This is a genomic window from Porphyromonas crevioricanis, from assembly GCF_900476255.1.
Taxonomy (GTDB): Bacteria; Bacteroidota; Bacteroidia; order Bacteroidales; family Porphyromonadaceae; genus Porphyromonas; species Porphyromonas crevioricanis.
In genome coordinates, this window is sequence record NZ_LS483447.1 from 996,880 (window position 1) to 1,009,579 (window position 12,700).

The following is a 12,700-nucleotide window of genomic DNA, read 5'->3' on the forward strand; positions in this document are numbered from 1 at the left end:
CATACCATGCAAAAGAAATTTTCTCGTACACTGTTGGCCGTGGCCTTAGCCCTGTCGCCTGTATCTGGTCTGTTCGGCCAAAAGAATGTGATTGATGAAGTTATATGGATGGTAGGGGACGAACCTATCCTCAAATCGGATGTGGAAAACCAAAAGCTCTATCTGATGAGTGAGGGGCATAAGCTGGCCGGGAATTACGATTGTTATATCCCCGAGCAGATAGCTGTGCAGAAGCTCTTCCTGAATCAGGCCAAGATAGACAGTATACAGGTCGATGACGCTCAGGTGAACCGCTATGTGGAGACTTGGCTTAACAATGCCGTGTCTAACTATTATGGTACACGGGAGAAGATGGAGGAGTACTTCAACAAGAAGTATTCGCAAATAAGGGAAGACCAAAGGCGCATAGCGCGCAACAGTGAGATTGTACGGCAGATGCAATACAAGATAGCACAGAACGTAAAGGTCTCTCCTTCGGAAATTCGTTCGTTTGTGCAAAGTACACCAGTTGACAGTTTGCCGTATATCCCCACCAGTGTGGAGGTACAGGCCATCAGCATTAAGCCGGAGATTGCTTTGGCCGAGATCGACGCAATCAAGGATAAGCTACGTGGATTTGCATCCGAGGTAAGCAAAGGGAATAGTGAATTTTCCACTTTAGCAAGGCTGTATAGCGAAGACAAGCGGACTGCCCTGCAAGGTGGAGAGTATGGCTATGTAGGTCGGGCTTCTCTTGATCCTGATTTTGCCAATGTCGTTTTCAATATGCCTAGTACGGATCGATACGTTTCTCAAGTGATCAAAACAGAGGAGGGCTATCATATCGTGCAGCTTATTGACAAGAAGGGCGATCTGATCAATTTCAGGCAGATTTTGCTTCGTCCTCAAATCTCTGATCAGGCTCTGGAGGCGGCAGTTGCCAAGCTGGATTCGTTACGTATGGAGGTAAATAAGGGGCAGATCTCTTTTGAGGATGCAGTCCGTGATTACTCCGAGGATAAGGACTCGCGTAACAACGGAGGCTTACTACTCAATACGAGTGAGAATAGCGAACTCTCTGGCTCTCCTTCTTTCAGATATGAGGATTTGCCACAAGACCTTGGTAAGGACATTTATAAAATGAAGCCAGGTGAGATATCCCAACCCATTGTTGTGACAACCAAAAAGGGCAACAAAGAGGTGGTGATTGTCAAGCTCAAGACCTTGAAAGAGGGGCATCGTGCCGATTTGGTAAACGATTTCCAGGTCATCAAAGAAATGGCTCTGAGCAAGAAGCGCCAGTCTGTACTGGACGAGTGGGTACGCACAAAGCAAAAAGAGACCTATGTGTATATGAATCCCGAGTATAGAAACTGTGAGTTTCAGTACCCGGGTTGGCTTCATCACAACGATTAAACGGGAATGTCGCATCGGGAGCGTTCTCTTGGCTTCGTCCCTCTGGCGATAGTTTTTTGTCTGTGTGCCATCGGGTTTCTGGCTTGGTCGCCCAAACCTAATGAGCCGGAGAAGAAACGTATCATTCTTGAGCACGCCGATTTATTGAACTACGATGCCAACTATTCACCCGACATCAAGCGTTTGGTCGGCAATGTGAAGTTTCGCCACGGCATTGCCGTGATGAAGTGCGATAGTGCTTATCTCAATGAGCGTGCAAATTCATTTGAAGGATTTGGTCGTATACATATTCAAGAAGACACTGTAAACATATATGCCAAGCATATAGATTATGATGGTTTTTTGCGTCTGGCTCGTCTTAGACATGAGGTGAGCCTTGACAATGGGCATGCTACACTCTATACGGACAGCCTGGACTATGACCGCAATGTCGGACTGGCTTATTATTTCAATGGAGGGACAATCGTAGATTCGGTCAATACTCTTTCTTCCGGCTATGGTCAGTATGATGTGCGTACCGAGGAGGCCGAATTTCAAGAAGCCGTATCGCTTGAGAATGAAAATTTTGTGATGGAGACAGAGAATCTCCACTACAGTACAAAATCTCATATTGCCACTATGCTGGGGCCCACAACGATCGTTTCCGATTCGGGGCGCATCGTCACTACTCGTGGTGTGTATGATACTCAGAAAGATGTGGGGATATTATTGAATGGATCGACTGTTCACTCTCGTGGGCGGAGCATGACTGGAGATTCCATCTACTATGATAGCAAGCAAAAGTGGGGAGAAGTCTTCGGTAGTATGCATTTAATAGATACAACCCACCGAGCTGATTTGTATGGACAGTACGGCTATTTCGATGAAAAGCGAGAGTATGCTTTTGCTGCTGAGAGAGCTCGAGCCGTAGATTACTCTCGTGCAGATACTCTGCATGTAGGAGCGGATACTTTGGAAATGATATCCTACAAGGACAGGCAATGGCCTGCTATCCCACGACCACAAAAGTCCGAAGAATACTATGCTTGGTTTGCTTCCGAGGAACTAACGAAGAGTACACAGCCTTCGGACTCACAGCTCCCTGTACAGCCCGGGGTATCGCCGGAGGCTGTTAGCCGGCAAGATACAGTGGATAGATATATTATCCGAGCCTATCGGAATGTTCGAGCTTGGCGTAGAGATGCTCAGGCTGTGGCGGATTCGTTGGAATACAGCTCTGCTGATTCTCTTATCGGCTTGTTTGGTAGGCCGGTTCTTTGGAGTGAAGAGAATCAACTGTCTGCAGACACGATACATGTGTATTTGTCCGATTCCACATTGGAAGCCGCTGTGGCCAGAAGTGGAGTGATAGGTATGCAGCAGATCGATACGATGATGTACAACCAGCTCTCTTCGCAGAAGCTCAATATATTCTTTCAGGACAGTACTGCTCGTTTTATGGAAGCCTTGGATAGTGTAGAGAGTATTTTCTATTTTGCCAAGGAAGGTACTAAGCAGTATTATGCCATGAACAGGATGAAGAGTGACCGCATGTTTGCTTCTTTTGCCAATGATTCTTTGCAGAAAGTAAAGTGGGTACCTTCTTGGGGTAAAGTCTATCCAATCAAGCTGACCGATCCTGCTCTCAGGAGATTGCCCGGCTTTGGATGGAAAGGAGATGATAGGCCGAGTGGCCCGGATGATATCTTTCGATCCAAAGAAGGGAAGAGGTATCGACCTCCGTCACTCAGAGACCTGAGTCGTTTCAGAGGAGCAGATGCGGCATTGCTGGCTTATCGACAATTGGAGTTAAAACTTTTGCAGAGGGATAGTTTGTCTTCCTTGCAGGGAGATATCCCCCCGTCTGCCCCTCTAGAGGGAGAAGCCGAGAGGAGGGAAGACCTTGCAATAGGCTCTTCTTCGTCCACGCAGACCAAACGGCAGACCGATAATCCCACTGTCTTCTATCCTCTTCGCTCATCGATGAATAGGGAAGAGGAGGAAAGGCAAGATCAAAATGCTAACAAAGATCCACAATGGCTCTATTTCAAAGTTTCTACAGACCTCGCAAACCCAGGTCTTTCAACCATAAACCCATCTATTGGGATCCCAAAAAGGAAGAACTGGAAAAGCGAATAGCTCGTATTCGCTCCGAAATGATTGAGAGAGGAGAACTTCCTGCTGAGGGGGTAGATGAACAGGCTAAGCCTCTGGCAGAGCAAGACACTCCGAGGACACTCAGTGATGTTGAAAGACGTATCCGAGGCAGTTTTGTGCAGGGAACCAGTCACCTGCGCTCCCAAAGAGAGAGAGGAGAGAATGCTTCCACTCGCCTGCAAAAAGTGATCAAGCTACTCTTGCTCATGATTGTTGCAGCTGCTGTTGTCGTGGCCTTGCGCCAGTTTAATATTTTCATCTGAACAATGAGCGACATTATCCATCTCCTTCCGGACAGTATTGCCAACCAGATTGCAGCGGGGGAGGTTATACAAAGACCAGCTTCGGTGATCAAGGAGCTTGTCGAGAATGCGCTGGATGCCCATGCTACCCATGTTAGGATTGAGTTGTCAGAGGCTGGGCGAGATCTCATCCGAGTTATCGATAATGGGATCGGCATGTCTGCTACTGATGCCCGTATGGCCTTTGAACGCCATGCAACATCGAAGATTAGCAAGGTGGAGGATCTCTTTTCCTTGCATACAAAAGGTTTCAGAGGAGAAGCTCTGGCTTCGATCGCTGCAGTATCTCAAGTAGAGTTGATTACTCGTCCGGAGGATGAGGAGTTGGGTATCAAGCTGTGTATATCAGGTTCGGAGTTGGTTGCTTCCGAGCCTTGTACAGCCCCTGTAGGGAGTATCTTTTCCATCAAAAATCTCTTCTACAACATCCCTGCTCGGCGCAAGTTCCTCAAAAGCAACGATACAGAGCTTCGGAATATCCTGCAGGAGATAGAGCGAATTGTATTAGTGCACCCGGAGATCTCATTTGAGGTCCAGCACAATGGACAGCAGATATACAATTTAGAGAAGAGTAGCACGAAGTTGCGTATTATCGATACACTCGGCAAGAAATACGACAAAGATCTCATCTCGATAGTTCTGGATGGACCGATATTCAAGATAGAAGGTTTTGTAGGAAGGCCTGAGGGAGCTCGTAAGCGAGGAGCCAAGCAATTCTTTTTTGTGAACAATCGCTTCATGAGACACGCTTTTTTCCACAAAGCCGTACTTAGTGCCTACGAAGGAATTGTCAGACCTGGAGAACAACCGAACTACTTTATTTACCTGACAGTGGATCCGGCATCTATTGATGTCAATATTCACCCAGCCAAGACGGAAATTAAATTTGAAGATGAACAGAGTATTTTCCGCTTTTTGCACAACCTGACCAGAGAGGGGTTGGCTTCAGCTCACGCAATTCCGACAATAGATTTCGAGGCACAGCATACGATTTCCATCCCTCCTTATCGAGGGGTTGAAAAAGGAGATCTGACACTCCCGGCGGTAGACCTTGATCCCAGCTATAATCCTTTTGATGTGCCGGCCACAAGGGGGACTACTACCAAGAATTCCCCCGATTTGTCGGAGGAAAGTAATATTCCTTGGGCCGATCTTTTTAAGCAGATCAGAGGTAAGCACCATCCTTCCGAAAGCTATTCGCCGGAGCAGCTCAAGGATTCGGCCAAGCAGTCTCACCCGATGTATGATATGCCATTCCCGGCAGGACGCTATACGAGTATTACTTGCATGTCTCAGGCAAATGCTGCTTCGGAGCTTTTCGATCCCCCAACTTCTTCTTCTCCCTCCCTTCGTCCTTTCTATCTGTACGGAGATCGATATTTGATTACGACGCGGCCAGAAGGCCTGGCTTTGGTGGATTATCATCGAGCGCACGAGCGTGTCCTCTACGATCATTTCCTTGAGCAATGTCGGAGAGGAAAGATAGAGCAGCAACAGCTCCTTTTCCCTGATACACTCTCATTCCCCACTTCAGATCATGCTAAACTTCCGCCTATTTTGGAGCAGCTGCGGAAAGTCGGATTTGATTTGTCTCCTTGTGGAGAGAACTATTCCCTTACAGCAGCTCCCCTGATTATTGCCACCGATGCCGGAGACATTGTTACGGAGATCATACAGGCCTATCTGGACGGAGTGTTATGTTCGGCAGAAGAGGAGGTCTGCAAGGCTATTGCTCATAAGATAGCTTCCCTCAGGGCTTGGCCCTATGGCAGACAACTTTGTGAAGAAGAGGCCTTGAAGCTCCTTTCGGACTTATTTGCTTTGCCGGATGCGACCTATACAGCCGGGGGAAAACTCATTGTTTCGATTATAGAAGAAGCTGAGATTCAAAGCCGTTTTGGGCGTTGATGCGGTTTCTCTGCTTAAATAAACTATGCTATGAGAAAGAGTTGTTTATCCATTCTGTCTTTGCTGTTGCTTATGCTTTTTCCCTTGTCGGGAGAGAGTCAGCGCACGATCGAATATAAGCCTCGGTTACTCTCCCGTGTGGATGAGCATGAGATGCATTCGTGGGTAAATGCCCGAATAAAAGAAATGAGTCTGGAGCAACAGATAGGGCAACTCATCATGCCTATCATATACCCCAAGACAGATAAGCAATCTATCTTGCAAGCTCAAACATTGGTCAAGGAGATTGAGGTAGGAGGGATACTCTACCAGAAGGGCCTATTGTCTGAGCAATATGCCATGAATATGTCGCTTCAGGCTGTTGCCGATCTGCCTCTTCTCATTTCTCTGGATGGTGAATATGGGCTTTGGATGAGGCTCAAAGATGCCCCTCGCTATCCCAAGGCTATGGCTTTGGGGCATATCCGAGACAAACGCTACATATATTGGTATGGGAGAGAATTGGCTCGGCAGTGTCGCCTGATGGGGATACATATAGATTTTGCACCAGTACTCGACATCAATAATAATCCTCGAAATCCCGTTATCGGGACTCGCAGCTTCGGTACTGATATAGATAAGGTGCTGGAGAATGGATTGATCTTTTCTGCCGGATTGGAAGATGGAGGTATTCTTTCTGTGGCCAAGCACTTTCCTGGTCATGGCAATACCGATGTCGATTCGCATAAGGCATTGCCTCTTATCTCCGGATCAAAGGAGGATTTATTTTCCACGGAGATTGTACCTTTTCAAGCCTATACGCAAGCAGGTTTTGGTGGAATGATGATCGGTCATTTGAGGGTACCTGCGTTGGAGACAGATCCACAGACTCCGGCCTCCATGAGTATGGCTATCGTTTCGGATCTATTGATTAGACAACTCGGTTTCCGTGGATTGATTTTTACCGATGCTATGGAAATGCAGGGGATGCAGACTCCTGGGGAGCATCCCATTAGTGTGCGGGCTGTGCAGGCAGGGGCGGATATTCTTCTCGGACCTACTAATCCTAAGCAAGTGCAACGAGAACTCATGCAAGCTGTATCCTCTGGTGTGTTAAGCAAGAAGGAAATTGAGCTGCATTGTCGCAAAATCCTTTCCTATAAGTACGCTTTGCTAATTACTCCTGGTATTCCCGATATATATTCATCCAAGGAGATCTCTGGCCTTGTGCGTTCCCCTTATGGGTTGCAGTTCTGTAAACAGTTGTGGAGAGAGAGTATTGAGATCAAGAGAGGAGCCGACAAGTTACCATTGGAGATAGATGATCGGGTAGCTCTTTTGCAACTGGGGGCATCTAAGAGCAATCGTTTTGGTGCTGAGTTGCAGCGTGCTGGTCTAAAGAAACAAATCTGCTATCCTACGGCCTCGGCTGCCGAAACCAATCGTATACTGGAGCAACTCAAATCCTATCAGACCGTGATAGTGAGCATTTGTTCTTCCAAGCCGTCTGCCTTTTCTTCTATCGTGAATCGCCTTGTGACTTCCAAACGGGTGATATTATGTTTCCTTACTACTCCTTTTGCTGAAGAAGCACTGAAACTGAAGGCTTTGCCGACAGTGTTGCTGCATGCTTTCGAGTCTTGTGATGAGGCCATGCAAGCCGCTGCGGAGAAGCTGTTGTCGCCTGCTTATACCTATGCTCTGAAGTTGAGTGCCGAAGATGAAAACCTCTATCAGCAGATACTTGTCGCGATCGAGTTGGTGCGACAACAAGGAAAAGAGAAGCCGGATCAGATTGTCCCACAGGGAGGAATGGAAGGAGAGACGAATTCCGATTTATTACCATCTGTATTACCACGAGAGAAGTTGCAGCTCTTGCGTCATAAGATAGAAGAGATCGTAAGCCATGCGATTGAAGAAAAAGCATTCCCAGGTTGTCAGATCTTGGCAATACATCGAGGGAAACCTCTGTACGAGGGGTATTTTGGTCATCTCACTTATGACAATAAAGAGCAGCCCGTGGGGCATAATATTATCTATGATCTTGCTTCCATAACCAAAGCTGCTGCGACTACACCGGCTGTCATGCTGTTGATAGATCAGGGTAAACTTTCTCTCTCTACCCGTGTGGAGGATGTCCTTCCTCGATTTAGAAAGACGGCAGTTGGCAGTTTGAGGCTACGAGAGCTTTTGCTGCATACCAGTGGTTTACTTTCTGGTCTTAATTTCTATGAAGATCTGATAGATCCTAATTCCTATCAGGGACCGTTGAAGACATCTTCTTATGCTTCCGGATATATACAAGTGGCTCACCGTTCTTGGGCCAATCCGGATTTTTCTTTTCAGCCTCTGTGGATAAGCGAAAATCCAGGAGGTAATTTTGATCGGCAGTTCTCCTCCAGACTTTGGATTAGCAGGGACTTTAAGGATGTGATGCTCGATCGTATTGCGGCTCTCAAACTCAAAAACAGAGGACGGTATCGGTATAGTGATCTCAATTTTGTCCTTATACAGCAAATGATAGAGGCTCGGAGCAAGTTATCTCTGGATGAGTTTGTGGGCAAATATCTCTATCGTCCTATTGGTAGTCATTTGTGTTTTAATCCGATCCGCAAGGGGGTGCCGACGAGCCGTATTGCTCCGGCACAGGATGATCGTTTTATTCGCAAAGAAGTATTGAAGGGAGTTGTAGATGATGAGACTGCAGCTTGCCTCGGAGGAGTGTCCGGTAATGCCGGCTTGTTTGGTAGTGCCCGGGATTTGGCTCCTCTGTTATTGCTCTATGCGAACGAAGGGAGAGCTCAGGGAAAGCAAATTATAAACAAGAGTACTCTCCGGCAGTTTACCTCCAAAGAAGATCCCAGACACAATCGCTTCCTCGGATTCGATAGGCAGAGATCCCGGGAGTTGAACTATATCGCCGGTGCGGCCTCCATGTCCACCTATGGACACACTGGGTTTACCGGTACATGTTTTTGGGTGGATCCTAAAAAAGACCTGATCTTTATCTTTCTTTCTAATCGCAGCTATCCCTCACGGACACATACTGCATTGATGAGGCTGAATGTGCGTCAGCGTATTCATCAGGCTTGTTATGAAGCATTAGAACAGCAGTGACAAAAAAGCTTTAGATTGCTGATCGAGAGAGTACTATTATATCCTGATATTTACTTGCGGAGAAGAGTTCATCTCCTTTTTGGTCGGCTAAAGAGGATTCTGTACGCCATTTGCCGGGTATGAATTTGGCAATACTGAGATCTGCTGTTTGGATCAACGGTGCAATACGATCTATTGGGAAAGCTACATTGCCCTCTCTCAGGCTCTGGTCTATGTAAAACAAGCCATCGGCAAGCTGATTGAATTTCATGTCGCTTTCCCCCCGGTTCATCTTTCCCAGAGAATCATCGTCTATTATAAACATACTGCACAAGCAGTGTCCTTCCGGCCGTAAGACTCTCCCAATTTCTTTGAGATAATGTGCTACATCTTCCTCAAGCATATGGGTGAAGACTGAGTATAGTGCAATAATATCGAACGAATTATCGGGAAAAGGGAAACGAAACTCACAAGCCTGCTTATGCGTATTGTTGTAGAGAGCGTTGTTGAGATCGACATGGAAGAATTTGAAATTGTGGTGCTTGGATGAGATATTCTTGTGGCACCAATCAATGCCCTCTTTTACCACATCGAAACCGGTATAACTACCACTTGGCTCAAGGTAAGATGTTAGAGAAACGGCCAAGCGTCCGATGCCACAGCCAATGTCCAATACATCAGACTCAGTAATAAGTCCTGCGTGGGCTTTTAATTCCTCTCTCTGCCGGTCTCCTTGTTTATGATAGTCTCCCTGACCTACGAAGATGGCTCCTTTGGGAGGTGTCATTCCCTTGGTGGGATGCAGTAAATCATAAGGTAGGTAGTAGAGTCGCCTGACATATCTTCTCAGCTTGGGAGAGAGACGATAATAGAGCTTTCTTTTTATCTCCATAGATTGATTGTATAGCACAATGAAAGAAACAATGCCTCCACGCTTATCTCAACGAAACTAAAAAGGCTGTCTCAAATACACGTTTGAGACAGCCTTTCGTCATTAAAATTCAGCACTCTTGGGGGTGCGGGGGAAAGGTATTACATCCCTGATATTGGCCATCCCACTTACGAAGAGAAGTAGCCGCTCAAACCCTAATCCGAAACCTGAGTGTGGGCAGGTACCGAACTTGCGAGATTCAAGGTACCACCAAATATCTTTTTCCGGTACATTCATCTCCTGGGCTCGTTTCCGCAATTTGTCGTAGTCAGCTTCACGCTCGCTACCTCCGATGATTTCACCGATTTTGGGGAACAGGATATCCATACCTCTCACGGTCTTGTCATCATCGTTCAGCTTCATGTAGAAAGATTTGATTTCTTTCGGGTAGTCCGTTAGGATAACCGGAGTCTTGAAGTGTTGCTCCACCAGATAACGCTCATGCTCACTGGCCAGGTCGGCACCCCAGTAAATGGGGAATTCAAACTTGTGCCCATCAGCTACAGCTTTCTCTAATATCTCTACACCTTCTGTATAAGTGAGGCGCACAAAAGGCTTTTCGAGTACAGATTCGAGGCGTTCGACCAAATCCTTGTCGAAGTGTTCGGCCAAGAATTTGATATCATCGATACAATGATCTAAGGCCCAGCGTACACAGAACTTGATGAACTCCTCGGCCAAATCCATATTGTCCTCTATCTCGTTGAAAGCCACTTCAGGTTCGCACATCCAAAACTCTGCCAGATGTCTCGGCGTGTTGGAGTTTTCCGCACGGAAAGTCGGTCCGAAAGTGTAGACTCCTCCCAGAGCTAAAGCTGCCATTTCAGCTTCCAATTGCCCGGAAACGGTGAGAGAGGTCTGGCGAGCAAAGAAATCTCGGCTGTAGTCAACTGCTCCTTCTTCTGTCTTGGGGCAATTCGCCAAGTCGAGAGTTGTTACTTGGAACATTTGACCAGCTCCTTCGCAATCGCTCCCGGTGATCAGAGGTGCATTGAAGTAGAAGAATCCTTTTTGATGAAAAAAGGTGTGAATGGCGTAGGCCATGTGATGTCTTAGCCGGTAGATAGCCCCGAATGTGTTAGTACGAGGACGCAAATGGGCAATCTCTCTCAGAAACTCCAGTGAGTGACCTTTCTTTTGCAGAGGGTAGGTATTAGGATCGGCTGTCCCATACACCTCCAAGTCTGTAGCTTGCAGCTCCACACTTTGTCCTTTGCCTTGTGAGGCAACCAGCCGACCGGTAGCCCTTATACAAGCTCCGGTGGTGATAGAACTTATCAAATCCGAAGAGAAGGAGGGGAGATCTACTACAATTTGCAGATTGTGTATGGTAGACCCATCGTTGAGAGCCAGGAAAGCCACGTTTTTGTTACCACGTTTGGTGCGTACCCAGCCCTTTACGGTCGCTTCTTGATCTGTAGAAATCCCTTGCAACAGCTCTACGATCATACTTCTTTTTGACATATCGATTATGTGTTTTGAAGGAAGGGTAGTTTTATTCAAAACTGCCCATCCTTAGGTTATTTACTTCCTGTTCGTCGAGGTAACGCCATTTGCCACGTGGCAGGTTTTTCTTTGTCAGACCGGCAAAATATACGCGATCGAGTCGCTTGACGTGATACCCCAGATATTCAAATATGCGTCTTACGATGCGATTTCGTCCCGAATGTATTTCTATACCTACCTGAGATTGGTCGTCCGCCTTTACATAGCTGATGGCATCGGCATGGATTTCTCCATCTTCAAGCTCTACTCCCTGAGCTATGCGCTGCATATCTTCTACTGTTACATCTCTATCCAACCATACGTGATAGATCTTTTTCTTCTTGAACTTCGGGTGAGTCAGCTTGGCTGCCAGATCTCCGTCGTTGGTTATGAGTATTACTCCAGTGGTATTGCGGTCCAGTCGCCCCACGGGGTAGATCCGCTCGGGACAAGCCTTGCGTACCAGGTCCATCACTGTAAGTCTGCATTGCGGATCATCGGATGTCGTGACACAGTTTTTCGGCTTGTTGAGCAAGACATACACCTTGCTTTCGATGGAAACAGGTTTGCCATTGAATAGGACCTCGTCCTGTCTGGTGATACGTGTCCCCAGCTCTGTGGCCACTTGCCCGTTTACTTGTATCATCCCCTTCTGTATCAGCTCATCCGCTTCCCTGCGTGAGCAGATACCTGCATTGGCCAAAAACTTGTTTAGACGAATCGGTTCGTTTGGATCGGCCAACACTTCCTGATATTTTACTGGGTCGATCCTGCGTGGACGATTTTGATTGAGCTTTTTGCGATTGTTTTTCCCTCGCTGCTGTCCGATCGCTTGTTTGTTTGGTCTTTGGTATGGTCTCTGTTGCCAGTGCATTCCTCCGCCTTCTCTCTCTCCCATATACCCTGGCTCCATAGGTGCCATTTGCGAATTTCTCTGCAAGGGGCGGTGTGGATATTGAGGCTTGTTGGTTCGCTGGAAGTAGTCCGTACCTGTCGGACGACCGGGGCGTTGATAGTCTGTCAATGGCTCTTTCCCCTGCTGTTGGTGTGTGTTATAGCTGCGAGGGCGAGCATTTTGTTCATAGTAACCTTGAGAAGATTCGTTGTTTCTTCGCTCGTAGGGACGTGCAAAGTTTTCTCTGCGCCCGGTGTTGGCAAACAGTGGCGGCATATTTTCCCCTGTGCGAGCTTCGGTATGCAGAGTGCGTGGCTTCTTGTTCATCGTGTAGGGGATACGCTCTACTGCAGCCGGGCGTTGTGATCCGCTGCTTTCGCCTATGCGTACTCTACGACGACGAGAGATAGCGGTAGCCCCTTGAGACTGGGCCGATATGCGTTCCTCATAATTTTGTTTTACCTCCTCACGTTCGTTTTCGTTGAAGTGAGAGTCTTTTTGTTCTTCCATTGGGTCTTGTCTGTGAATTGATATTACAGCCTCACGGCTGGCGTTTTTTATTGATTAAAATTT

8 protein-coding genes are annotated in these 12,700 nt (G+C 47.1%); 5 read left to right on the plus strand and 3 right to left on the minus strand.

Annotated features, from left to right (window positions below):
- Positions 1-6: 6 nt before the first annotated feature.
- From DQN70_RS04495 to DQN70_RS04515, 5 genes are read left to right on the plus strand one after another with little or no spacing between them, the layout of a single operon-like run.
- Positions 7-1,395, plus strand: a complete 1,389-nt coding sequence (locus DQN70_RS04495) for a peptidylprolyl isomerase (protein ID WP_023937157.1) — start codon at positions 7-9, stop codon at positions 1,393-1,395.
- Between the two features lie 6 nt (positions 1,396-1,401).
- Complete coding sequence (locus DQN70_RS04500) at positions 1,402-3,513, plus strand: OstA-like protein (protein ID WP_023937155.1); 2,112 nt, start codon at positions 1,402-1,404, stop codon at positions 3,511-3,513.
- Between the two features lie 17 nt (positions 3,514-3,530).
- On the plus strand, positions 3,531-3,794 hold the full coding sequence (locus tag DQN70_RS04505) for a hypothetical protein (RefSeq protein WP_023937153.1): 264 nt from the start codon (positions 3,531-3,533) through the stop codon (positions 3,792-3,794).
- Between the two features lie 3 nt (positions 3,795-3,797).
- On the plus strand, positions 3,798-5,741 hold the full coding sequence (gene mutL / locus DQN70_RS04510) for a DNA mismatch repair endonuclease MutL (RefSeq protein WP_023939587.1): 1,944 nt from the start codon (positions 3,798-3,800) through the stop codon (positions 5,739-5,741).
- Positions 5,742-5,771: 30 nt separating this feature from the next.
- Positions 5,772-8,837, plus strand: a complete 3,066-nt coding sequence (locus tag DQN70_RS04515; RefSeq protein ID WP_023939586.1) for a glycoside hydrolase family 3 N-terminal domain-containing protein — start codon at positions 5,772-5,774, stop codon at positions 8,835-8,837.
- Between the two features lie 10 nt (positions 8,838-8,847).
- On the opposite strand, the gene DQN70_RS04520 is transcribed toward DQN70_RS04515, so the two are convergent.
- The 3 genes from DQN70_RS04520 to DQN70_RS04530 all read right to left on the minus strand — a co-directional run bounded on the left by DQN70_RS04520 (position 8,848) and on the right by DQN70_RS04530 (position 12,637).
- Entirely contained in the window at positions 8,848-9,708 is an 861-nt protein-coding gene (locus tag DQN70_RS04520) for a class I SAM-dependent methyltransferase (protein WP_023939585.1), read from the minus strand.
- 102 nt (positions 9,709-9,810) lie between these two features.
- Positions 9,811-11,217: an asparagine--tRNA ligase gene (gene asnS / locus DQN70_RS04525; protein ID WP_036887267.1), complete on the minus strand. Its 1,407-nt coding sequence runs from the start codon at positions 11,215-11,217 to the stop codon at positions 9,811-9,813.
- 25 nt (positions 11,218-11,242) lie between these two features.
- Complete coding sequence (locus tag DQN70_RS04530; RefSeq protein ID WP_023939584.1) at positions 11,243-12,637, minus strand: pseudouridine synthase; 1,395 nt, start codon at positions 12,635-12,637, stop codon at positions 11,243-11,245.
- Between the last annotated feature and the right edge of the window lie 63 nt (positions 12,638-12,700).